The organism is Catenulispora pinistramenti (assembly GCF_018274385.1).
Lineage (GTDB): Bacteria > Actinomycetota > Actinomycetes > Streptomycetales > Catenulisporaceae > Catenulispora > Catenulispora pinistramenti.
The window spans coordinates 14912-39014 of sequence record NZ_JAAFYZ010000086.1; the positions used below are offsets into that span (position 1 = coordinate 14912).

Consider the following 24103-nt stretch of genomic DNA (forward strand, 5'->3'; position numbering starts at 1 on the left):
GGCCTTGAGGTGCCTGGATCCTCAGTGGTTCCTGGATATCCTCAGAGGTGTCTGGATCCTCAGAGGTGTCTGTGGACCCTCAGAGATGCCTGGATCCTCAGGGGTCCGGGTGCCGGTCGCGCCCCGTTCCAGAGCTTTTCATCGCCTTCTCAGCGAGGGACTGCACAGTGCTGCTCAGGGCATACAGCTAGCGCGGGCACTGTTAGGGAGAAGCGATGAGGACCGGCTGGGTAGAACTCGCCGCCATTCCGGCGGCGCTGTTGGTCGTGTACCTCCTGCGCACCAACGGCTGGGCCAGCAAGCACGTGCGGGCGGTCTGGAACTGGCTCAAGGCCTGGGCCAAGATGGCGCCGTTCACCACCGTGCTGTCGCTGGTGGTCGTGGTGCACGTCTGGATGCTGGTCGGGCTGTCCCCGCGGCTGCGCAACGCGGTCCTGCTGACCCACTCCACCACGCTGGCCAACCTCAAGAAGGAGCCGCTGACGGTGCTGTTCGGCTCGGCGATGTGGACGGACGTCAACGAGCTGGTGTTCATAGCGCTGACCGCGTTCATCTACCTCGCCCCGCTGGAGCGCTGGATCGGCACCTGGCGCACGGTGCTGGCCTTCCTGGCCGGCCACATCGGGGCCACGCTCCTGATCGCGCTGTGGATCGAGGAGACCGTGGTCCTCACCCCGGAGCAGGACCGGGTCTACGCCCGCACCATCGACGTCGGCATCAGCTACGGCGCCTACGCCTGCGCCGCGCTGCTGGCCTACCGGCTGCGCTGGCCGATCCGGCTCTCGGTGTGGTCGCTGCTGCTGGCCTACCTGCTCTACCAGGCCTCGCTCAAGGACTTCGACGCGGCCGTCGACTACACCCCGCTGGGCCATCTGGTGGCCTTCGGCATCGGGATCGCCTGCTATCCGTTGACCAGGACCCAGCGCGCGCGGGACCGAAGATCGGATCCGTGGATCAAGATCCACCGTCCGACCTCGGTGTTTCCGGCAGACGAGCCGACGTCCGATAATGAGACCACGAGCCTGGCGCGGTGATCCCGCAGTGCCGGGCGTGTGACAACGACGTCCGCCCCGAACCGCGAGGGATGCGCCATGCCCCCGACCGCTCCGAACACCGCGCCCACCGGCGCTTCGAACGCTGCTGACCCGAACGCCGCTGACCCGAACGCCGCCGCGAACGCCGCTGCCGTGACCGCCGCCGGCCTGAACCAGGATTTCGCGGCCGACCCGGCCGAGCTCGCCGCGCTGACCGAGATCCAACAGCGGGTCCTGTGGCTGGCCACCAGGATCGTCGACGCCGCCAACCACGACCGCGCCACCGGCGACGGGGTCAAGGTCGGAGGCCACCAGGCCTCCTCGGCCTCGCTGGTCACCGCGATGACCGCGCTCTACTTCAGCTACCTGGGACCGGACGACAAGGTGTCGGTCAAGCCGCACGCCTCCCCGGTCTTCCACGCGATCCAGTACCTGCTCGGCGAGCTCGACGGCTCCTACCTCACCAAGCTGCGGGCCTTCGGCGGCCTGCAGTCCTACCCGAGCCGCACCAAGGACCCCGACCGTGTGGACTTCTCCACCGGCTCGGTCGGACTGGGCCCGGCCGCACCGCTGTTCGCCGCGGCCGCCCGCCGCTACGTCGACGCGCACTTCGGCGCCCGGGCCCGCTCCCGGTTCGTCGCGCTGCTGGGCGATGCCGAACTGGACGAGGGCAACGTCTGGGAGGCCATCGCCGACCCGGCGTGCGCGGGCCTGGGCGAGGTGATGTGGATCGTCGACTTCAACCGGCAGTCCCTGGACCGCGTGGTCCCCGGTATCCGCGAGGGCCAGCTGCGCCTGCAGTTCGAGGCCGCGGGCTGGCACGTCGTGGAGGTCAAGTACGGCCGCCGGCTGCAGGCGGTGTTCGACCGGCCGGGCGGGACGGCGCTGAAGGCGTGGATCGACGCCATGCCGAACGAGCGCTACCAGTCGCTTTTCGGCCTGACCGGCGCCGAGCTGCGGGCCCGGTTCCTGGACGGGGCCCCGGCCGACGTCGCCCCGGTGCTCTCGGTGGTCCCGGACGACGACCTGGGCGCCCTGCTCACCGACCTCGGCGGCCACGACCTGACCGCGATGCTCGACGCCTACGCCGAGTGCGACGCCGTCACCGACCGGCCGAGCGTGGTCTTCGCCTACACCGTCAAGGGCTGGGGCCTGCCGATCGCCGGCAACCCGCGCAACCACTCGGCGCTGCTGAGCACCGAGCAGATCGCGCAGCTGCGCACCGCACAGGGCCTGACCGAGGCCGCCGAGTGGGACCGCCTCTCCCCGGACACCGCGGCCGGCCGCCTGGTCAGCGCGCGGGCTGCGCTGCTGAAGCGCCCGCAGCCCACCGCGCACCCGCCGATCCCGGTCCCGACCCAGGTCGAGACCCGCTCGCCGGCCAAGCCGACCTCGACCCAGGAGGCATTCGGCCGTCTGGTGTCCGGCCTGGCGCGCACCCCGGAGGTGGCGCGGCACCTGGTGACCACCGCCCCGGACGTGGCGACCTCGACGAACCTGGCCGGCTTCATCAACAAGTTCGGCGTGTTCGCCCCGGCCGAGGTGCAGAACTACACCGCCGCCGACTCCCCGGTCCGCTGGACCGAGTCCCCGGCCGGCCAGCACATCGAGCTGGGCATCTCCGAGATGAACCTGTTCCTGCTGCTGGGCCAGCTGGGCCTGGCCTGGGACCTGTCGGACCAGCCGCTGCTGCCGATCGGGACCGTCTACGACCCCTTCGTCTGCCGGGGCCTGGACGCGTTCATCTACGGCACCTACTCCGGCGCGCGCTTCCTGATCGCCGGCACGCCCTCGGGCGTCACGCTGGCCCCCGAAGGCGGCGCGCACCAGTCCACGATCACCGCCTCGATCGGGCTGGAACTGCCGAACGTGGTGTTCTCCGAGCCCGCCTACACCCGCGCGCTGGACTGGGTGCTCTGCGACGCGCTGGCCCGGATGGGCCGCGGCGAGGCCGGATCCTCGGCCTACCTGCGGCTCACGACCCGGCCGCTGGACCAGGCGCCCTTCGAGGCCGCGCTGGCCCGGGTGGGGGAGGAGCGGCTGCGCGAGCAGGTGCTGGCCGGCGGCTACCGGCTGCATGTCGCCTCGGAGCTGGAGAACGCCGGTGCGCCGGTGGTGCATCTGGCGGCTTCCGGGGCCGTGCTGCCCGAGGTGCTGGCGGCCGCGGCCGAGCTCGCCTCGGAGGGGGTCGCGGCGCACGTGGTCGACGTGACCAGCCTGGACCGGCTCTACACCGGCTGGCGCAGCTCGTTGCAGCAGGACTACCGCAGCGCTTCCGGGCCGCGCCGGCCCTCGGTGCTCAAGGAACTGTTCCCGGGGCGCGCGCCGATCGTGACGGTGCACGACGCCGCCTCGCACGCGATGGCGTGGCTGGGGTCGGCGGTCGGGGTGCCGGCGGTGCCGCTGGGCGTGGACAGCTTCGGGCAGTCCGGGGCGGTCGCGGATCTGTACGCGCAGCATGACCTGGTGCCGGGGGCGATCGTCAACGCGGCTTTGGCGGCGCTCGCGCTCTAGGAGACTGCTGAAGATCTTGCTCGGCGCGCCGGTTTCGCCACCTTTTACCCCGAAAAGCCGATCTGGGCAAACCGGAGCAAGTGGGGCGCGTTTTCAAGATTTTCAGAACGCTCCTAGAGCGTTTCGCTTTCACGCTTTCGTCTTTGAGTTTGTGCTCGCGGGCCGTCGAGGGATCGTCCTCGGCGGCCCGCGGCCCTTTCGGGGGTGCGCCGCCCCGGCTAATCTGACGTACCGTCAGATGGGAGCGCGCGATGTTCCGGACCGAACCGGCTCTGCCGGAGCAGGAGTGGCAGCTGCGGCTTGACGTCGGCGACGACGGGGTGGCCACACTCTTATTGGACCGCCCGGAGAAGCTGAACGCGTGGAGTTGGGAGGCTTCGCGCCAGTTGGCGCGGCTGGCGGCCCGGGTGCGGTTCGACGACCGGATCAGGGCCCTGGTGCTGCGCGGCTCCGGGCGGGCCTTCTGCGCCGGGGTGGACCTCGGCCTGCCGGAGGACCGGATCACCGGCCGCTCGGACGCCGAGCGCGCACGGAACTTCGCCGAGGGCCTGCGCTGGGTGCACGAGCAGTTCCGCGCGTTCGCGACGCTCCCGCAGCCGATCGTGGCGGCCGTGCACGGGTACTGTCTCGGCTTCGGGTTCGAGCTGGCGCTGATGTGCGACATCCGGGTGGCGGCCTCCGACGCGGTGTTCGCACTGCCGGAGGCCACGATCGGAATGGCGGTCGACGCCGGCGGCGAGATGCGGCTGGCGCGCGAGGCCGGAAGCGGCTGGGCGAAGCTGCTGGCGCTGACCGGCCGCCGGATCGACGCGCAGACGGCGGCGCGGATCGGGGTGGTGCAGGACGTGGTCGCCCCGGACGAACTACTGCCGGCCGCCTACGCGCTGGCTCGCGAGATCGCCGCGAACGCGCCGCTGGCGGTGCAGGCGATCAAGCGCTCGGTGGACACCTTCGCGGACCGCGGGCTGACCGAGGCGATGGTGCACGCGGCGCTGCTGGCCGCGACGACGTTCGTGTCACAGGACGCGCCGGTGGGGTACGCGGCGAAGGCGGCCCGGCGGGCGGCGGAGTTCGAGGGGAAGTGAGGGGAAGTGAGGGGATTCGGAGGGAATGCAACCGTCACGCTCGCTCGCGGCGTCTTCTCGACATGTCCGCCATCGACATCGCTACAGCCGCAGCCGCAGCCGCCACCGGTACTGCCACCGCCACGACGCCCAAGACCGTCGTCGCCTTCCACGCCCACCCCGATGACGAGGTGCTGCTCACCGGCGGCACGCTGGCGCGGCTGGCCGCCGAGGGCCACCGCACCGTGATCGTCGTGGCCTGCGACGGGGCGATGGGCGACGCCACCGAACCGGGTGCGCTGGTCCGGCTTGACGAGCTGCGGGCCAGCGCGCGGGTGCTCGGCGTGGCGCGCGTGCATCACCTCGGCTACGCCGACAGCGGCCACGGCGCGCTGCTGTTCCCGGACCCGCCGGACCGGACGCGGTTCGTGCGGGCGTCGGTCGACGAGGCGGCGAAGCTGCTGGCCGCGGTCCTGGAAGAAGAGCACGCCGACCTGCTGCTCAGCTACGACGCCGCCGGCGGCTATGGGCACCGCGACCACGTGCACGTCCACGAGGTCGGGGCGCGCGCCGCCGAGCTGACCGGGGTGCGGGTGCTGGAGGCGACCGTGCCGCGGGAGCCGTTGGTGCGGCTCGGCAAGGCGTTGCAGGCGCTCCATATCCTGCGCCGCTACGACTTCTCCGACGCGAGCTGGTTCGGCAGCCCCGGCGCCGAGATCACGCACCGGTACGACGTCCGGCGCTATGCCGGGGCGAAGCAGGCCGCGCTGGCCCGACACGGCACCCAACTCGGCAAGAACCGCGGCGGCCTGTTGTTCCGGATCCTGGTCCGCATGCCCACGCCGCTGTTCGCCGCGCTCGTCGGCCGCCGCGAGTGGTACGTCGAGCCGCGCCGGCCTCGTCCCGGTCCCGGCACCAGTTCCGATACCAGCCCCGGCAGCAGCTCTCACTGAAGGAGAACGCATGTATCCCGGCCTGTCCGAACCGCCGCCGCCCGGCACCGCGATGCTGCCGCCGGGCACGTTCGCCGGCGTCACGGTGTTCATCACCGGCGGCGGCACCGGCCTGGGCCGGGCGATGGCCGCGGAGTTCGCCCGCTGCGGCGCCGCCGTCGGGATCGCCAGCCGCGACGCCGGGCACCGGGAGCGGGGGGTGGCCGAGGTGCGCGCGGTCGGCGGCGGGGCGGTCGGCGTGCCCTGCGACGTGCGCGACCCCGAGGCGATCCGCGCGGCCTTCGACACCGTCGAGGGGGCGCTGGGCCCGGTGACGGTGCTGGTCAACAACGCCGCGGCCAACTTCCCCGTGGCCGCGGCCGATCTGTCGCCGAACGGCTGGCGCGCGGTCACCGACATCGTCCTGGACGGCACCTTCCTGTGCTCCCACGAACTCCACCGCCGCTGCACCGACCGCACCAGCCCCGGAGCGATCCTCAACATCCTGGCCACCCAGGCCTTCACCGGCGGCCCCGGCATGGCCCACGCCGCCGCGGCCAAGGCCGGCGTCGGCAACCTGACCAAGTCCCTGGCCGTGGAATGGGCCCCCGACGGCATCCGGGTCAACGCCCTGGCACCGGGCCTGTTCCCGCACGAGGAGATGCGCGAGGACCTCAAAGCCCTGCGCGGCGACGCCCCGGAAGCCGTCGACGCCCGCCGCCAACCCGCCCTGCGCACCGGCCGGCGCCACGAAGTGGGCTGGGCGGCCACCTACCTCTGCTCCCCGTTCGCCTCCTTCCTCACCGGCCACACCCTGGTCATCGACGGCGGCAACCACCTGCGGCGGGACTTCGTGATGCCGCCGGTGACGCCGATCGGGGAGCAGGTGGCGCGGCGGGGATAGGGGCGCGCGGGATGCTGCCCGCGGCATTCGGGCACAATGGCCGCATGGAGGAGGGCGTGGGGCAGGGCATCGGCAGCGTTCCGTTGGCGCGGCTGATACCAGAGCTCACGGACGATGACGTCCGCCGGATCGTCAAGGCCGGCGCGGCGATCGACGCCGCACGGACGGATGACCGGGCGTGGGGCTGGTGGCTCGGGAGCAACACCTACAACTTCCACTTCTGCGTCAACGAGCGGCACTCGGGCGGTGATGAGTACTACCTCGAGTTCGAGGTCGGGAGGAACGGCGCCGATGCCGTCCTGGAGGTCGAGGCGAACGTGAACGTCACGTGCTGGTGCGCGAAAGACCACCAGTTCGACAGGATCGTCGAAGTCGGGCACGAATGCCAGGACACTGCCGAGCTGGCCGACGTGTTCGAGCGGACCGCGACCGAGGCCGTCGCCTGGCTCTGGGACACCCACGATCCGGTGCGGTTGCGGACCCGCGTGGGGCTGCCCAGCCGCGAGGTCTCCTAAAGCGCACCGCCCAACAAACCAGCTCCGCCCGGCCGCCTGGCGCGCGGTCGCGACCGCCCACCGGTAAGTTGCCGATGTGCACCCACCGAGTGAGCTGGCGCCGGCCGCCCCGGACCTCGCCGCGCTGGACCGTGTCCTGTGCGACTGCCGTGCCTGCCCGCGCCTGGTGGCGTGGCGGGAGGAGGTCGGGCGGGTCAAGCGCAAGTCCTTCGCCGACCAGACGTACTGGGCGCGGCCCATCCCCGGCTTCGGGCCGCCCGACGCGCGCCTGCTGATCGTCGGTCTCGCCCCGGCCGCGCACGGCGGCAACCGTACCGGCCGCATGTTCACGGGCGACCGCTCGGGCGACATTCTGGTCGAGGCCCTGCACAGCCTCGGCCTGGCCAACCAGCCCACCTCGGTCTCCGCCGACGACGGCCTCCAGCTGCGCGGGGTCCGCTTCACGGCGCCCGTCCACTGCGCGCCGCCCGACAACAAGCCGACCCCGGCTGAACGCGACACCTGCCGACCGTGGCTCGTCCGCGAGCTGCAACTGACTCGCCCGACGGTCCGCGCGATGGTGGTCCTCGGCGCCTTCGGCTGGCAGGCGCTGTTCCCCGCGATCGCCGCCGCCGGCACCTGGACCGTCCCGAAGCCGCGCCCGACCTTCGGCCACGGCGTCCGCGTCGAACTCCCGGCCGCCGACGACGGCCCCGCCCTCGCGATCCACGGCTGCTACCACGTCAGCCAGCAGAACACCTTCACCGGGAAGCTCACCCCGGAGATGCTGCGCGAGGTGATCGGTGCCGCCGCTGCCGAGGCCGGTTTGCGCTGATTCCCTACGGTTCGTGAATCGCGGTGCGCTTCTTCAGGATCAGCCAGATTTCGTAACCCCGGTCGTTCGTGCGTGAGCGCGACAAGGCCAGAATGCGGTGCCGCCGGCCATCGTTCGTCGTCAGAAGCAGCCCCGGGACCACCGGGACGATCGAGGCGATGGAGTCGTAGGGGATCCGCTTCACCCGGCGGAAGTTGCGGATGGCGAGGCAATCCGGATCCATCCGCAAGAACGGTGCGAAAGAAAAGATCATCGACACCGCGCCGAAGACGAGCATCCCCGTTGCCATCGCCAACCTTGCCGCCAACGGACCGCTGCTCGTCGCCGGCGAAGGCTTGAAGACGAAGTACATGCCGTAGCCGAAGCAGGCGGCCATCGTGATCGCGCTGATGGCCTTCTGGCCGAGATCCGGCCGCCAGATGAAACGCTGCTCGGCCTCTGCTGTTGTCATGTGGAACCAGGCCCCCAGGCTCGAGATCCGAGAGCATCCCGGCGGCTGCGGATCGAAACAGACCCGCAGCCTACCCTCCCGGACCTCGCTGACGTTGGGGAACGTCGGTCGCCTGGGGCCGCTGAGCCGGCTGGTGGCTACTGCGGCGTCTGGGTTTTGGCGGCCTTACCGGCTTCAGCAGCCCCTACGGCGCCGCGTCCAAAGCCTCCAACCCGCTTGCCTGCGTCCGCCAGTCGCTCACGTTCGGATTCGTACTCGAGCCCTGCCCGGACCACCGCTCCCCGATCTGGTTCAGCGAGTCGCGGTCCGCGTTCCAGATCGAGGTGGTCTGCGTCTGGATGAAGCCGTTGTACGTACCGCCGACCGTGCTGTTCAGCTGGCCGAGGAAGCGCATGAAGATGCCCTTGAATTGCTTCTGGTTGTCGTCGCACGTCGTGTTCAGTGCGTCGCACGACTCCGTCAGCAGGCCGTTGGACACCAGCGTGGGGGAGTTGACCGCCGAGTTCGCCAGGTACTGGGCCTCGGTCAGGTCGTTGCCGTTCCCGGTGGCGCGGTACATCTCCTGCGCCGCGCCGATCGCCAGTCCCTGGTTGTAGGTCCAGACCGTCTGGCCGTTGTTGGTGCACGACGAGGTCAGTCCGTCGTTGACCAGTCCCGAGCCGTTGATCAGCCCGCTGCCCTGGAACCAGTTCCACGCGGTGGTGGCCTGCGCCAGCCACGTGGTGTCGCCGGGGATGCGGTTGTGCAGGGCGGCGGTCAGTTCCACGTAGAGGGCGTTGGTCACCGAGTTCTTGTACGTCTTCTGCGTGTTCCACCAGACGCCGCCGCCGCAGGAGCTGGTGTCCCACAGGGTATTGACGTAGTTCATGATGGTGACGGCCTCGTTGAGGTACGTCTGGTTCCCGGTCAGGTCGTAGGCGTCGATCCAGGCCAGGGCCCACCACTCGGTGTCGTCGGTGGCCTGGCTGATGAAGTCGCCCTGGATCGGGTCCGAGCTGCGGGTGCCGGCCGGGAAGGGAACCTTGTTGACCTGGAAGGTGTGGTCGATGATCCACTCCTGGGAGGTGTCGCCCGAGGCGCGCATGTAGTCGATCATCGACATCAGCGCCACGGCCGAGTTCCACCAGCTCGACGGCCACCACGCGTTGTAGGGGTCATAGGACCACATCAGCGCGTCGGCGGCGGCGCGGTTGGGGACGGCGTCGGCGCGGGCCCAGGCCGTGCAGCTGCCGTTCTCGCCGGTCACGGCCCGGCCGCAGGCGCGGACGGCGCCGCCGGCCAGCCGGCCGAGCGGGTCGTCGATGTTGATCTCGGCGGTCTGGGTGCCGGTGGCACCGTTCGGGACGCTCAGCCGGCCCTCGCTGGAACCGTCCGGCCAGGTCGCGCCACCGTCCCAGGAACGGTCCATCCAGACCTCGTCGCCCGCCGCGCCGCCGGAGATCGAGGCCCACGCCATGCCGCCGGAGTCGACGTGCAGCGCGATGTCGCGGCCGTCCAGGGTGGTGTCCGGGACCGGCGAGGTGTTGCCGGTCGAATCGCTGGAGGAGACGCCGTCGCACGAGGCCGCGCACACCTGGAGATGGACCCAGTTGGTGCACTCCACCCCGTTCGCGTCACCGCACGCGCGCACGACCGCCCGGCGGTGGTTGGACGGGTCGTACATGTTGTACATCAGGGTCCTGGTACCGGTCCAGGTGCTCGGGATCCAGGCCTGGCCGAGCAGCCCGTCCCAGGTGCTGCCGCCGTCCCAGGACCGGTCGATCCAGGTCGAGTCGTTGGTCTGGCCGTTGTCGATGCTCGCCCAGGCCATCCCGGAGATGTCGTCCACGTGCAGTTCGACGGTACGGCCGTTGGGATAGACGTTCGGCGTCGGGAAGGTCTCCTGCTGGGCCAGAGAGGGGTCCCGCGTGTCGCAGTAGAGCGCGCACACAGTGGTGCTCGCCGACGCGGCGCGCGCCGAAGTGGCGTGCGTCGAAGCGGCGCGCGCGGGCACGCTGAGCAGCGGTGCGAGCACCGTGACCAGTGCCGTGAGCAGAATCAGGATCCTGCGCACGGCGATCACGCCTGGCCGGAGTCAGCCGTGCCGCCGCCGACCGCGACGGTCAGCAGCGTCGGATTGCCGTCGGCGACCGCGCCGGACTGGTCGGTGCCGCCGTTCGGGGCCACGTCGTCGTAGGGGAAGCCGTAGCCGCGGCCGTCCAGGCTGGCCGCGTGCGCGATCCGCGAGTAGTGGTTCGTGATCGCGTTCTGATAGTAGTTCGCGGGGTTCTCGCCGTCCGGCTGGTCGGCGTCGATCAACAGGGTGCTGCGATTGAAGGCGGCGCTGATCCGGGCGATCAGCGTGCCCATCTCGCCCGCGGCGTTGGCGAACGGTCCGGTGCTGCAGCTGAAGATGTCAGCGGCTGAGGGCTGCGCGAAGCTGCCGACGCCGGGGAAGGTCAGCTGTCCGCCGGAGACCTGGCCGGTCACCGTGCCCCACTGGGCCTGGGTGTCCACGCTCAGGGTCTGGCTGGAGTACTGCGACCACACCTGGTCGACGTAGGGCTGGTAGTACCCGGAGAACAGCGAGCCGTTGATGACGATGCCGTTGTTCGGGCTCAGCGCGCGCAGGTTCGCCCCGTTTGAGGTGACGACCAGCTGGTCCCAGCCGGCGCCGTCGGTGTTGTGCTGGGCGATCAGGCCCGAGCAGACCGTGTCCAGGCCGTTGGCCGACAGGCCGGCGGCGGTCTGGGTGCCGCCGGAGCCGGTCAGGGTCAGCGAGATCGGCAGCGAGACGAAGTCGACGAAGCTGAGGTTGGCGTACATCTGCGCGTCGTTGTAGGTGAACTCGCAGAAGTCCCACATGATGTCGATGTTGGGGTCCGAGGAGTTGCTCACGGACGGCTCGACCAGTCCCGGCCCCGGGTTGAGCAGGAAGGTCAGCGGGGCGCCGACCGAGAACCAGATCCGGCCGCCGGCGATGTGCGGGATGGTGACCGTGGTGGTGCTGCCCGGGGCGCCCAGCGCGATCGCGCAGTCGGCGCCGAGCGGGGTGCCGGGCGAACCCGGCGAGCTCGGGTAGTAGACGCTCTGCCCGTCGGACTCCAGCAGCATCAGGGCATTGTTGTTGTCGATCGCCTGTCCGGTGATGTAGGCGTAGACCTGGCTGGAGTCGGTGCTGTTCTGCAGGGCGATCTGCAAGGTGGGGGTGGTCGCCGATGCCCGCCAGGCGAGCGCGCCGGTACCGAGACCCAGCGCGGAGCCGCCGAGAGCGACGGCGGAGGACAGCAGTGTTCTGCGATTCATCATGAGGCGCTCCTCGGGAGCGGTGGTGCACCGATTGTGGGGGAGGTGCGGGGGTACAGCCGGAAACGTTTACGAAACGAGTACCGTCACCGAGTATGGAAAGGTCTTGGCCGTCCGTCAACGGCTTCGTCCCGGCGGATTCGGATCGATCCGAACATCGATCTACAAAACAGAGCACTTATTGACGGAAAGCAACGCCGGTCGTACCGTCCCTCGGTTGTAAGGCAACGTGTATCCCCACCCACCGGGAGCATCGCCATGCGTTCATCCCCACCCGCAAGTGTCCGCGACCCGCGCCGTCTGCTGTGGCAGCGCGCCGCCATGTCCGTCGGCGCCGTCCTGGTCCTCATCCTCGGCGTCCTGACCACCGCCTCCGGCTCGGCCCGGGCCGCCGGTACGCAAGAACCCTGCGACATCTACGGCGCCGCCGGGACCCCGTGCGTGGCGGCGCACAGCACCGTGCGCGCGCTGTACGAGTCCTACAACGGACCGCTCTACCAGGTCCGGCGCGCCTCCGACGGCGCCACCTCGGACATCGGCCTGACCGCGGCCGGCGGTTACGCGAACTCCGACGCGCAGGACGTGTTCTGCGTCCAGACCGCCTGTACCATCACCAAGGTCTACGACCAGTCGCCGCAGCACAACGACCTGACCATCGAAGGCGGTGGCGGCGCCGCCCCGAATCCCGACGTCGCGGCGAACGCCAACGCCATGCACGTCGACGTCAACGGATCGAAGGTCTACGGCCTGTACGTCGGGCCCGGCGTCGGCTACCGGGACGACAACACCAGCGCGGTGCCCACCGGCAGCCAGCCTCAGGGTGCGTACATGGTCGCCAGCGGCACGCACGTCAACAACGGCTGCTGCTTCGACTACGGCAACGCCGAGACCAACAACCAGGACACCGGCAACGGCCGCATGGAATCGGTCTACATCGGCACCGGCTGCGGCCAGAGCCCGTGTTCGGGCAGCGGTCCGTGGGTCCAGGCCGACCTGGAGAACGGGCTCTACTCCGGTTCCGGCAGCAACCTCGGGAACACCGGCAACAACAGCGAGTTCGTCACCGGGATGGTGAAGAGCAACAACACGTCCACCTTCGAGATCGAGGGCGGTAACTCCCAATCCGGGGGTCTGAGTACCTGGTACAACGGCGCACTCCCACCGAACGGCTATACGCCGATGTCCCTGGAAGGCGCCATCGTCCTGGGCACCGGCGGGGACAACAGCAACCGCGACATGGGCACGTTCTTCGAAGGCGTGATGACCGCCGGTGTGCCCAGTGACGCCGCCGACGCCGCGGTCCAGGCGAACATCGTCGCCCAGAACTACAGCGGCAACAGCGGCGGCAGCCCGCAGTCCTCCGGCGGCACGATCACCCTGCCCGGCGGCCAGTGTGTGGACGTCATCGGCGACGACACCGGCGCCGACGGTACCGCCGTCGACCTGTGGGGCTGCCAGTCCTACGCCATCGACCAGCACTGGACCCACAACTCCGACGGCTCGCTGGAGACCCTGGGCCGGTGCCTGGACATCGACGGCGACGGCACCGCGGTCGGCACCAAGGTCGAGCTGTGGGACTGCAACGGCGTCGGCGGCCAGAAGTGGATCCAGCAGGCCGACGGCGCTCTGCTCAACCCGCAATCAGGGCTCTGTCTGGACGACCCGAGTGCCAACACCGCCAACGGCACGCAGTTGCAGATCTACACCTGCAACCAGACCCCGGCCCAGCAGTACGCGGTCAACGGCGGCGGCGTGATCAACGGCCCCGGCAGCCAGTGCGTGGACGTCGCCGGCGACGATGTGGGCGTCAACCTCACGCACGTCCAGCTCTGGAGCTGCCAGCCCTACTCGGCCGACCAGCACTGGTACCACAACTCGAACGGTTCGCTGGAGACCCTGGGCCGCTGTCTGGACATCGACGGCAACGGAACCGCGGTCGGGACCAAGGTCGAGCTGTACGACTGCAACGGCGTCGGCGGCCAGGTCTGGCAGCAGCAGTCCGACGGCTCGCTGCTCAACCCGCAGTCCGGGCTGTGCCTGGACGACCCGAACGACAACTCCGCCGACGGCACGCAGTTGCAGATCTACACCTGCAACCAGTCCCCGGCGCAGCAGTTCTCGCTCGAATAGCACCTCAACAGCACCTCAACAGCACCTCATCCCGGGCGGCCGGGTCCCGCGCGCCCGCGGTGTGTTGTCAGACAACAGCTGATGACACGCCGCGGGCGCCGGCGTCTGTGTATGGCCGTCTGTGTACGACCGTCTGTGCGCGGCTCTCTGTGCGCGGCCGTCTTCCCAGGGCGAACCATGGCGATCCGGCCTGAATGCTGGACGGTCGGACAAACCCGCAGCAACATGGGCACGGGTAAGGGGTCGGGCGATATCGAGGGGCTGGGAAGCGCATGGCCGATGTCAAGGGGCTCATCCGGAACCACGCGATCGTGGTCGGCGGCGCCCATGCCGGCCTGCTGGCGGCGCGGGTCCTGGCCCAGCACTTCGACCGGGTCACGATCGTCGAGCGCGACCGGCTCGGTCCGGACACGACCTTCCGGGCCGGGGTGCCACAGGGCTACCACCCGCATTTCCTGCTGGCTAGGGGAGCCCAGATCATCGCGGAGCTGTTTCCCGGGCTGCTCGAGGAGATCGCCGAGTCCGGATCCCCGTTCTACGACTACGGCGACAACTTCCGCCTGAAGTTCCCCTCGGGCTGGACGCCGAAGACCGTCACCGGAATCCGGATCCAGGGGTTCTCCCGTCCGTTTCTGGAGCAGCGTATCCGGGCCCGGGTGCTGGACCTGGACAACGTGGCGCTGATCGACGGGTTCACCGCCGACCGGTTGCTGTTCGACGACCCCACGGGCGCGGTGGCCGGGCTGGCCGGCCGCGATACCGCCGGGGTCGAGCGGAGTCTGTCCGCTGACGCGGTGGTCGTCGCCACGGGGCGCGGTTCCAAGCTGGAGCAGTGGCTGCGCAGTGCGGGGCGGCCGGTGCCGCCGGCCAAGAGCATCGACGTGAAGGTGTCGTACACCAGCCGGCTTTATCAGGGTCCGCCGGACGACGGCTGGAAGGTGACCTTCGCCTACGTGTACGCGCCGCACGTCCGCCGGGGCGGCGGTGTCCTGGAACTGGAGTCCGGCACGTCCATGGCCCTGGCCATGGGTATCGGCGAGGAGGGCTGCCCGCCGGAGGAGAAGCAGTTCTCTGAGTTCGCCGAATCACTGCCCTTCCCCGAAATGGCCGACTACATCGCCGGCCACGAGCCGATGAGCGATCTGCACCGGTTCGTGGACCACGGCGATTGGTGGTCGCAGGTGCACCGGATGCGGCGCTGGCCGGAGGGACTGCTGGTGGCCGGGGACGCCCTGTGCCGCTTCAACCCGATCTACGCGCAGGGGCTGACGGTGGCCGCCCTGCACGCCCGGGCGCTGGCCACGACCCTCGGCCGGGGTGGCGGCGCCCGTGACTACCACCGGCGCGCCGCCCGGGCCAGCCTGACCCCGTGGCTGATGGCGTCCTCCTCGGACCTGATGTGGGACGGCGGCCGGGGCGCCGGACTGCTGGCCCGGCTGTCGCACTGGCACCTGGGCCGCGTCATCACCCGGATGTCCGAGGACGCCGACTTGTTCCGCAGGTTCGCGCTCGTCCAGCACATGCTGTCCGGGCCCGGGACGCTGTCTACGCCGACGGTGTTGTGGCGATTGGCCCGGCGTCCCGGCTCGCCGGTTCAGCGACAGGGGTGAACCGCGCCGGGTCCGCCGTGGACAGCCCGGGCTGAGTGCGCAGGACCCCAGTGAGCTGGTGCCGCGGGTCGGCGCAGGGCGAGGTGCCGGTCCCGCTCAGTGCTCGGCGAGCTCAGCGATGATCTTCGCGATCCGCCGCTCGCGGGTGGCCTCCTGCTTGGCGGAGGTGACGGCCTGAGCGTGCTCGCGCTGCTTGGTGAACGACAGCGCCTCGAACGCGGCCTTGGTGCCGGGGTGCGCCTCGAACGCGGTGGCGAGTTCGGCGGGGACCTCGACGCGGCGTTCCTCGGTGTCGGGCGCGAGGGTGACCTGCACGGTCTCCCCGGCCTCGACCCCGGCGGCGCGGCGGTTGTCGGCGCTCAGCGGCAGCATGAAAGCGCCGGAGTAGACCGCGACCGTGCTGCGGTAAGTGTGCGGGCCGATGGTCACCAGGACCTTCGGCCGTTTGCCGGCGCCCATCGCCTCGACCACCTCGGCCGGGACCCGGAAGCCGGTGGCGGTCTTGCCGTCCAGCTCGATTTCGGTGGTGAAGGTCTGGCTCGAGGTCTGGCTCATCTCTGGTGCTCCTCGCCGTCAGTCAACGTCGTCAGTCAGCCGATCGCCGCTCGGTCGCGGCCTCCTCGACCAGGCTATGCACGATCCGGGCTGTGGCGGGATACAGGTTCCGGTATTGGGCGTACAGCCTCGTGTAGATGCGGTGCCGCGCGGGATCAGGCGCCACGACATGGTCGACCGGGTTCCAGGCCGCGATGTCGTCCAGCGCGGCGTTCCCGGCGGCCACCGCGGCCAGGAACGCGTCGCCGTACGCCGCGCCGATCGTGTGCCGGGGAATCTGCTGCGGGCGTCCGATCACGTCGGAGACGATCTGCGTCCACAGCCCGCCGGTGGTGCCGCCGCCGACCGCGACGTAGCGGTCCGGCTCCTCGCCGGACAGGGCGATGGCCTCCAGATTGTGCCGCACCCCGAACGCGGTGGCCTCCAAGGCCGCGCGGTAGAGGTGGCCGCGGGTGTGGTGCAGGGTGAGACCGGCCAGGACGCCGCGGGCGTCCGGGTCGAACAGGGGAGTGCGCTCGCCGGCGAAGTACGGCAGCATCAGCAGGCCGTCCGCACCCGGCGGCAGTGCGGTGGCCTCGGTGGTCAAGGTGGCGTAGTCGGTGGCCGTGAGGTCGGCCAGCCAGCTGGTGACGGCGCCGGAGGTGGCCATGCCGGCGGCCAGGCAGTTGGTGCCGGGCAGCAGGCCGGTGGGTCCCCACAGGTTGGCCAGCGCGTAGGCGGTCCTGGTGACGTGCACCAGGAACATCGTGGTCCCGTACATCAGCATGCTGTCGCCGGGCTGGAGCACGCCGACGCCCGCCGCCTCGGACCAGGCGTCGATGGTGCCGGCCAGGACCGGGGTGCCCGCCGGCAGCCCGGTCTCGGCGGCGGCCCCTGCGGTGATCCCGCCGATGATCTCGGTCGGCCAGGCCAGGCGCGGGAACTCGACGTCGGGGGCGATCTGCCGGCACCAGTCCTCGATCCAGGCGTTCTCCCGCTGCGAGTACAGCGGGACGGACTGGCTGGCCGAGTGGTGGTCCAGGACGTATTCGCCGGTGAGCCGGAACGTCAGGTAGGAGGAGGCCATGAACCAGCGCCGGGTGGCCGCGGCCACCTTCGGCTCGTGCTCGGCCAGCCAGCCGAACTTCGGGCCGATCGCCTGGCTGGTCAGCGGCGAGCCGCAGCGGGCCAGGACGATGCCGCCGCCGAGCCGCTCGCTCTGCTCCGCGATCTGCGCGGTGGCGCGGGTGTCGATGCCGTAGAGGATCGCCGGGCGCAGCGGCCGGCCTTCGGCGTCGGCGGGCAGCAGACACGGCCCGATGCCGCTGACCGCGATCGCGTCGATCGGCTGCGGTCCGCCGGGGACGGCCGGCAGCGCCGCCAGCAGTTCGGCGACGATCTGCCGGAAGTCGGCCCACCAGATGAGCTCGGGATCGTGCTCGAACCACTCCGGCCGCGGCGAGGAGACGGCGTGCGGCCGCGTGGCCTGGGCCAGCACGGTGCCGTCGGCCGCGACCAGGACGCCTTTGCTGCTGGCGGTGCCGATGTCGACGCCGAGTGTCAGGCCCATGCCGGGCTCCTTCCGCCGTGCCGGATCGATGGTCGGTAGGAGGCCCGGCTCCCCGGCGGCATGAGGCGCGCTGCCGGGGAGCCGGGCCGGTCTGGTGTGTCCTGTCCAGCGCGTCGGGTCAGGACGTGGTCGTCATGGTCGTCGTCAGGACTTGGTCGTCATGTCGTACTGCTTGTACACGGCGTCGGCGTTGTCCTTGGTGATCTGGATGGTCGGCAGCGTCTGCTTCTTGGCCACGCTCTGACCGTGCACGATCGCCTCGGCCGTCGCCGCCGCCTGCTCGGCCCCGGTCGGGTACACGAACGTCGTGTACATCGACCCCTGCTGCACCGCCCGGATGCCGCCGGTCGGGATGGCCAGGCCGTCGGTGCCGATGAACTTGATCTGGCTTGCCTTGTTCGCACCCTGGGCGGCCAGCACCGCGCCGAGCGCCATGTCGTCGTTCTCGCCGTACACCAGGTCTATCTTCGTCCCCTGCGACAGCCACTGCTGCATGATGGTCGTGGCGTTCGCCTTCAGCCACTTGGCTTCCTGGTGGTAGGCGATGGTGATGTCGTGCCCGGCGATCGCGTCGCGGAAGCCCTTGTCCCGGTCGATCTGCGGCTGGTCGGACAAGATGCCCTGGAGCTCGGCGACGTTGCCGCCGCTGGGCAGCGCGGCGACCGCGGCCTGCCCGGCCAGCTTGCCGATGGCGTAGTTGTCGCCGCCGATGAACGCGGTGTAGCAGTCGGTGTTGACGCTGCGGTCCAGGATGATCACCGGGATGTGCGCCTGGCAGGCCTGCAGGACCGCTGCGGTCAGCGGGGCGGGCTCGTTCGGGGAGACGATCAGCACGTCCACCTTCTGCTGCACGAAGTTCTGGACCTGCGAGACCTGCGTCGCGCTGTCCTGGTGGGCGTCGGTGATCGGCAGCAGCTTCAAGTCCGGGTACTTCTTCACGTAGTAGGCCAGCTGCGCGTTGAGCTGGGCCCGGTAGGGCTCGGCGTTGTTGGACTGGGAGTATCCGATCACGAACGTCTTGCCGGAGCCGCCCGACGCGCCGGAGGAGTCGGACTTGGGTGCGGTGGAGGCGCAGGCGCCCAGTGCCGCCACGGCTATCGCGGCGAGCAGTGCTGTTGCGGTCTTGCGATGCGAAAACACAGTGTCCTCCGTGGGAAGAAGGGTGCTAGCCGCGCCGGTAGCGGATCCGCCGGGTCAGCGGATCGACCGCGCCGCGCAGGAAGCCCGGCCGTTGCAGGACGACCGCCACCACGACGATCAGCCCCTTGATGATGAGTTGCAGGTTGTCGCTGACCGCGTTCAGCCCCAGCACGTTGTCCAGCAGGGTCAGGATCAGCGCGCCGACGGCGGTCCCGGTGACGGACCCCTTGCCGCCGGCCAGACTGGTGCCGCCGATCACCGCCGCGGCGATGGCGTCCAGTTCGTATCCGGTGCCGGCCAGCGGGTCGGCGGAGGCGCTGTACGCGGCGTCGATCGGGCCGGCGAACCCGGCGAGCATCCCGGACAGCGTGAACACGGCGATCACCACCAGGGCGACGTTCACCCCGGACAGCCGGGCCGCCACCGGGTTCCCGCCGACCGCGTAGATGTGCCGCCCGAACCGGGTGCGGGACAGGATCAGCTGGAAGACGACGCAGACCGCGAAGAAGGCGATCAGCGGGTACCCGACCCCGGCCCGGCCGAACAGCGGCAGCCAGGACCCGGAGACCAGTTGGTGGCCCGGGGTGCCGAGCTTCGCGAACGCGTCGGCTTTGCGCGTCGGCTGCCCGTTCGGGCCGATCAGCTGCACGCCGACCGCCACGTTGTTGGAGACCTGCCGGTCGATGCCGCGCACCACCGAGAGCATGGCCAGGGTCATCACGAACGACTGGATCTTCAGCCAGGTGGTCCCGACCCCGTTGAGGAACCCGAACAACGCGCCGACCGCGGCGCACGCCGGGACGATGAGCAGCGGCGACAGGCCGTGGTGCACCAGCAGCATCGCGGCCGTCATCGAGCCGATCCCCAGGATCGAGCCGACCGACAGGTCGATGCCGGCGGTCAGGATGACCAGGGTGACGCCGACCGCGAGGATCCCGCGCGAGGCGAAGGCGGTGATGGCGTTGGTGAGGTTGGTCTGGTTCCAGAACACCGCCCCCTTGGTGATGACGCCGGCCGCGATCACCAGCACCAGCCCGATGTAGGACTGGAGCGAGCCCAGGGCCGGCAGTGCCCGGCGCAGTCGCTCAGTGGTGCCGGGCCGGTGCCGGTCCGGCACCTCCGGGGCCCCGGACCCGGACCCGGATCCGGCCCCAGCTCCGGACCCGGACCCGGGAGAATCGGAGAGGGTGTCAGTCATGGGCGCTCCCGACGAGGGTTGAGCCGGAGGCCAGTACCGCCTGGCGAGCCATGGCAGCGGACAGGATCGCCTCCTGGGCGGCGACCGGGCCGTGCGCCGGGTCGCGGTGGAACTCGCCGGTGATCCGGCCTTCGCAGAGCACGAGGATCCGGTCGCAGATCCCGAGCAGTTCGGGCAGTTCGCTGGAGACCGCGAGGATCGCCGAGCCCGCCTCGGCCAACCGGTCCAGCAGAGCGTGGATCTCCGCCTTCGCCCCGACGTCGATCCCCCGCGTCGGCTCGTCGACCAGCAGCAGCGTCGGCTTGGTGAGCAGGCACTTGGCCAGCACTACCTTCTGCTGGTTGCCGCCGGACAGCGTGCCGACGACGGTCTCCACGCTGGCGGTCTTGGTGCCCAGAGCGGCGTTCTGCTCGGCCGCCGCCGCCTTCTCGGCCCGCCGGTTCACCGTCCGCCACGGCCGCAGGAAGCGGTGCAGCGCGGCCAGCGTCGTGTTGAACCGGACCGTGTTGTCCAGGACCAGGCTCTGCGCTTTACGGTCCTCGGCGACCAGGGCGAGCCCCCGGCGGATCGCCTGCCGGGGGGAACGCGGCGCGTAGGGACGGCCGTCGAGCTTGATGCTGCCGGTGACCGGACCCCGGGCGCCGTATAGCGATTCCAGGACCTCCGAACGTCCGGCGCCCATCAGCCCGGCCAGCCCCACGATCTCCCCGGCCCGCACCGTGAAGTCCAGATCGTGCAGCGCTGTCCCGGACTGGCCGGGCGTCGGGGTGAAGGTGAGTCCTGATACCTCCAGCCGGACCGGGCCGTCGGAACGCTGCTCCGCGGCGCGCGGGTAGAGGTTGTCCAGCGGGCGGCCGACCATCAGGGCCACCAGTTCGTCCCGGCCCACGGTGTGCGCGTCGCGCGAGCCCACATAGCCGCCGTCGCGGAGTACGGTCACCGAGTCGGCGATCTCCTTCAGCTCCTCCAGGCGGTGCGAGATGTAGACGATGCCGACCCCGCGCCGGGACAGCGAGCGGATGACCGTGAACAGCCGCTCCACCTCCGCCGCGGCCAGGGCGGAAGTGGGCTCGTCCATCACCAGTATCTTCAGCCGGCCGTTGAGCGCCTTGGCGACCTCGACCAGCTGCCGCTCGGCGATCCGGCACTCGCGCACCGGCTGCTGCGGCGGCAGGGCCAGGCCCAGCTCGGCCAGCAGTTCGGTGGTGCGCCGGTGCATGGCCTTGCGGTCCAGGGTGCCGCGCCGGCTGCGCAGCTCCCGGCCCAGGAACACGTTGTCCGAGACGGACAGCTCGGGCACCAGGTTCAGCTCCTGGTGGATCATCGTGATGCCGTGGTGCGCGGCCTGTTTCGGGCTGTGGATGCGGGCCGGCTCGCCGTCGAGCTCGATGACGCCGTCGTAGTCGGCGTGCACGCCGGCCAGGATGTTCATCAGCGTCGACTTGCCGGCCCCGTTCTCCCCGAGCAGCGCGACGACCTCGCCGCCGTGGACTGTCAGGTCCACGCCTGTCAGGGCCCTGACCCCCGGGAACTGTTTGGCGATGTCGCGCATGCGCAGCAGCGGGGGAGCGGAGTCGGCGGTCATGTCCCCGTCAGGCCGCATCGCCGAACCCGTCGTAGTCGATGTCCAGCAGCCGGCAGATCGAGCGCAGTTCGGCGACGTACTCGCCGGGCACCGCGTGGATGTGGTTGGCGCCGAACCGGGACAGGAACGTCGCGGCGTCCGTATGCAGCCGGGCGAAGGCGTGCGGCCACTCGTAGGTGGACTGCCGCATCATCGCCTCGTTGGTGGCGTCGTCGTACTGCTCGAACTCGGCGCGCACGGCGTGCAGCCGGTAGCGGCCGTCCCGTCGGGTGAGCCGGGCCAGGGTGAACTCCCCGGGGGCGGCCAGGTGCTGCACCGAGGCCCCGCCGGCCGGGAAGTAGAAGACCTCCGGATACAGGTGGGTCTTGGCCAGGTTCTCGCCGGGGTCCTCGGAGCGGGCGGCGAACCAGGTGGCGTGCTGACCGGAGTTGCACAGGTCCCAGACGTCCTTGTCCGCGTGGTAGTGGCGGACGTCCGCGAACAGCACCGGCGTGCTTGACAGACCCTTGAGAAGCTGCATCGTCAGCGCGCCGTCCATGTCGGACTCGGTGGAGGTGACGACGGTCTCCTTGGGCCCCTCCCAGTCGTAGGGGTCGTTCAGGAACGCCTCGGCGATGTCCATCGTCGCGAAGTGCGTCGTCAGCTCCGGCTGGCCCTTGATGCCGGCGAAGTCCAGATTCCACTCCCGGACCAGCTCCTGCATCGCGTGGTAGGAGCGGATCTGGCGCTCCAGCAGCTCCGGGGTCAGCTGCTTGCCGTCGTAGTGGACGCCCGCGGCGTGCTTCTCCAGCCACGCGCGGCCCGCGCAGACCCGGGACTGCTCGACCAAGTCCGAGCGGCGGACCACCTCCCACTGGTCGATCTCCTCGACGTCCACGCCGAACGTCCGCATCCACTGGTCGGTGTTCGCGACCGCCGTGTACATGCCCATCGGCCGGCCTCCCACCCGGCCGAAGGTCGCGCCGCGCAGGCTCCGCACGGCCCGCGCCGCCCGGGCCTCGGTCTCGATCGCGGCGAGCACGTCCGGATCGGCGACGTCGCCCCAGGCGCGAGAATGCACCCGGCCGATCTGGTCCAGCGCCCCGCCGCCGGCCAGCATGCCGACCATGCCCGGATATACGGGGTCGATGTTGGCCAGCAGGAGCAGCGGGCCTTCGGTGGCCTCGGCGGCGAGCATCGTGAAGTGCGGGAAAGCCCAGACCGCGTAGTGGAACACGGTCAGGTCCACGCGCTGGTCGGCCAGCCGCCGGGACTGCTCGACGGCGATCTGGTTCGTGGTCACGATCTCGTCGGCGAGGACCACCTCGTGGCCCGCGCCGCGCAGCGCGGCGGCCACGCTCCCGGCCGAGTCGGCGATGAAGGACGCGATGTCCCGGCTGACGAAGTCCCGGCCGTCCGACATCGACAGGATGCCTATCCGTGCCACTGGTTCCTCCTTGGAGCGGGGTCCGGCGAGGGGTGCCGGCCCGCGCCGGGCGGGCCGAGCTGGGCGAGAAATCGATTTCAGAAATCGATTTCTCGGCACTGTAGAACCGGCTCAGAGGGCTGTCAACGGTGCCGCTGCCAAGGCTTGACAGTGCGGAAACGCTGCTTTAGCGTCGCCGCCAGCGGACCCCCACCGACTATGAGAGATCGATTTCTCGCTACTCTGGACGGCGCGAGCCGACCGGTTCGCTCCGTGGTACCGTTCACCGCCCGCGCTGCTCTGTCGCCGGGCTGCGCCACGGTCGCCGGGCGGTGTCGAGGAGGTCCTGTGGGCAGCAGAGTGACGATCCGTGATGTGGCGGCGGTCGCGGAGGTGTCACCGGCGACGGTGTCGCGGGTGCTGAACGCTGACGAGCGCGTCGCGCCGGAGTTGCGCGAGCGGGTCCTGGCCGCCGTCGAGCGCCTGGGCTACCGCCCCAACAGCCAGGCCAGGTCGCTGCGCACCCAGGCCACGCGAGTCATCGGCCTGATCATCTCCGACATCCAGAACCCCTTCTTCACCTCCCTGGTGCGCGGAGTCGAGGACGCCGCACAGGCCAGCGGCTACTCGGTGGTCCTGGCCAACTCCGACGAAGACCTCGGCAAGGAGCAGCAGTACCTGCGGGTCGCCGCCGCCGAGCAGATGGCCGGGGTGATCCTGTCCCCGGCCTCCAGCAGCCGCACCCGGATCGGCGAACTCGTCCACGAGGAGATCCCGGTCGTGACCATCGACCGCCGCATCGCCGCCGACGTGGACAGCGTCGCGGTCGACAACGTCGCCGGCGCCCGCCAGGCAGTCGAGCACCTGCTCCAGACCGGGGCCCGCCGAGTGGGCGTCATCGCAGGCCCCGAAGACGTGTCCACGGCAGCCGACCGCCTGGAGGGCTACCGCGCGGCCCTACGAGCCGCGGGCCTGGCCGTGGACCCGGAGCTGATAGTCCGCGGCGACTTCCGCATCGACGGCGGCCACCGGGCAGCGGCCCGACTACTGGACCGCCCCGACCGCCCCGACGCCCTGTTCGCCGCCAACAACCTGATGCTCATCGGCACCCTGGACGCGATGGCCGAACGCGGCCTGACCGCCCCCGCCGACCTGCTACTGGCCGGCTTCGACGAGATGAGCTGGGCCGGCTTCGCCCCACCGCTGACCCTGGTCGAGCAGCCCACCTACGAGATCGGCCGGCTCGCCACGCAGATGCTGCTGCGCCGGATCGCGGGCGGGACCGCGGCGGCGGAGCATGTCGTGCTCGAGGCTACGTTGAAGGTGCGGGCTAGTAGTGATTTGGTGCGGCGGGCTGTTTAGTTCTGGCTGGTGCCTGCTGTGTCGGGGAACGTTTGCTTGGGTGGTGGGTGGTGGGT

General features: G+C 70.5%; 19 protein-coding genes. 10 read left to right on the forward strand and 9 right to left on the reverse strand.

Going from position 1 to position 24103, the window contains the following annotated elements; all coding sequences use genetic code 11:
- Positions 1-215 precede the first annotated feature (215 nt).
- The 7 genes from KGQ19_RS23995 to KGQ19_RS24025 all read left to right on the forward strand — a co-directional run bounded on the left by KGQ19_RS23995 (position 216) and on the right by KGQ19_RS24025 (position 7777).
- Entirely contained in the window at positions 216-1034 is an 819-nt protein-coding gene (locus KGQ19_RS23995; protein WP_212011798.1) for a rhomboid-like protein, read from the forward strand.
- 57 nt (positions 1035-1091) lie between these two features.
- Entirely contained in the window at positions 1092-3548 is a 2457-nt protein-coding gene (locus KGQ19_RS24000; protein ID WP_230419305.1) for a thiamine pyrophosphate-binding protein, read from the forward strand.
- 251 nt (positions 3549-3799) lie between these two features.
- A complete protein-coding gene (locus KGQ19_RS24005; protein WP_212011800.1) occupies positions 3800-4633 on the forward strand; it encodes an enoyl-CoA hydratase/isomerase family protein in 834 nt (277 codons plus the stop codon).
- Between the two features lie 62 nt (positions 4634-4695).
- Positions 4696-5565, forward strand: coding sequence for a PIG-L deacetylase family protein (locus KGQ19_RS24010; protein WP_212011802.1), 870 nt, complete (start codon positions 4696-4698; stop codon positions 5563-5565).
- Positions 5566-5575: 10 nt separating this feature from the next.
- The gene (locus KGQ19_RS24015) at positions 5576-6448 is read left to right on the forward strand and encodes an SDR family oxidoreductase (RefSeq protein ID WP_212011804.1); all 873 of its coding nucleotides are present in this window, start codon (positions 5576-5578) and stop codon (positions 6446-6448) included.
- A 44-nt stretch (positions 6449-6492) separates the two neighbouring features.
- Positions 6493-6963, forward strand: coding sequence for a hypothetical protein (locus tag KGQ19_RS24020; RefSeq protein ID WP_212011806.1), 471 nt, complete (start codon positions 6493-6495; stop codon positions 6961-6963).
- 76 nt (positions 6964-7039) lie between these two features.
- Positions 7040-7777 carry a uracil-DNA glycosylase gene (locus KGQ19_RS24025; RefSeq protein WP_212011808.1) on the forward strand — a complete coding sequence of 246 codons (738 nt, stop codon included), beginning with the start codon at positions 7040-7042 and terminating at the stop codon, positions 7775-7777.
- A 4-nt stretch (positions 7778-7781) separates the two neighbouring features.
- Here the strand turns inward: KGQ19_RS24025 and KGQ19_RS24030 are convergent, their stop codons facing one another.
- From KGQ19_RS24030 to KGQ19_RS24040, 3 genes are all read right to left on the reverse strand, one after another.
- Positions 7782-8228 (reverse strand): hypothetical protein, encoded by a 447-nt coding sequence (locus tag KGQ19_RS24030; protein WP_212011810.1) that lies wholly within the window; start codon positions 8226-8228, stop codon positions 7782-7784.
- A gap of 184 nt (positions 8229-8412) precedes the next feature.
- Positions 8413-10281: a glycoside hydrolase family 76 protein gene (locus KGQ19_RS24035; RefSeq protein WP_212011811.1), complete on the reverse strand. Its 1869-nt coding sequence runs from the start codon at positions 10279-10281 to the stop codon at positions 8413-8415.
- Between the two features lie 5 nt (positions 10282-10286).
- Positions 10287-11516: a glycoside hydrolase family 64 protein gene (locus tag KGQ19_RS24040; RefSeq protein ID WP_230419306.1), complete on the reverse strand. Its 1230-nt coding sequence runs from the start codon at positions 11514-11516 to the stop codon at positions 10287-10289.
- A gap of 255 nt (positions 11517-11771) precedes the next feature.
- Between KGQ19_RS24040 and KGQ19_RS24045 the strand changes: the two genes are divergently transcribed.
- Together KGQ19_RS24045 and KGQ19_RS24050 are read left to right on the forward strand one after the other, a co-directional pair.
- On the forward strand, positions 11772-13643 hold the full coding sequence (locus tag KGQ19_RS24045) for an arabinofuranosidase catalytic domain-containing protein (RefSeq protein ID WP_212011820.1): 1872 nt from the start codon (positions 11772-11774) through the stop codon (positions 13641-13643).
- 272 nt (positions 13644-13915) lie between these two features.
- Complete coding sequence (locus tag KGQ19_RS24050; RefSeq protein WP_212011822.1) at positions 13916-15253, forward strand: FAD-dependent oxidoreductase; 1338 nt, start codon at positions 13916-13918, stop codon at positions 15251-15253.
- A gap of 96 nt (positions 15254-15349) precedes the next feature.
- Here KGQ19_RS24050 and KGQ19_RS24055 read toward each other — a convergent pair whose 3' ends face one another.
- The 6 genes from KGQ19_RS24055 to KGQ19_RS24080 form a co-directional block, all read right to left on the reverse strand.
- Positions 15350-15808, reverse strand: coding sequence for a YdeI/OmpD-associated family protein (locus tag KGQ19_RS24055; protein WP_212011830.1), 459 nt, complete (start codon positions 15806-15808; stop codon positions 15350-15352).
- A 31-nt stretch (positions 15809-15839) separates the two neighbouring features.
- Positions 15840-17357 (reverse strand): FGGY-family carbohydrate kinase, encoded by a 1518-nt coding sequence (locus tag KGQ19_RS24060; protein WP_212011832.1) that lies wholly within the window; start codon positions 17355-17357, stop codon positions 15840-15842.
- A gap of 144 nt (positions 17358-17501) precedes the next feature.
- Entirely contained in the window at positions 17502-18497 is a 996-nt protein-coding gene (locus KGQ19_RS24065; protein ID WP_212011834.1) for a substrate-binding domain-containing protein, read from the reverse strand.
- A 25-nt stretch (positions 18498-18522) separates the two neighbouring features.
- Positions 18523-19695, reverse strand: coding sequence for an ABC transporter permease (locus tag KGQ19_RS24070; RefSeq protein WP_212011837.1), 1173 nt, complete (start codon positions 19693-19695; stop codon positions 18523-18525).
- Positions 19688-21280: a sugar ABC transporter ATP-binding protein gene (locus KGQ19_RS24075; protein WP_212011839.1), complete on the reverse strand. Its 1593-nt coding sequence runs from the start codon at positions 21278-21280 to the stop codon at positions 19688-19690. Before KGQ19_RS24075 ends, KGQ19_RS24070 begins: the two co-directional genes overlap by 8 nt.
- Before the next feature lie 7 nt (positions 21281-21287).
- Positions 21288-22706, reverse strand: coding sequence for an L-fucose/L-arabinose isomerase family protein (locus KGQ19_RS24080; RefSeq protein WP_212011841.1), 1419 nt, complete (start codon positions 22704-22706; stop codon positions 21288-21290).
- Positions 22707-23033: 327 nt separating this feature from the next.
- On the opposite strand from KGQ19_RS24080, the gene KGQ19_RS24085 reads away from it, so the two are divergent.
- Positions 23034-24047 carry a LacI family DNA-binding transcriptional regulator gene (locus KGQ19_RS24085; protein WP_212011843.1) on the forward strand — a complete coding sequence of 338 codons (1014 nt, stop codon included), beginning with the start codon at positions 23034-23036 and terminating at the stop codon, positions 24045-24047.
- Positions 24048-24103: the final 56 nt, after the last annotated feature.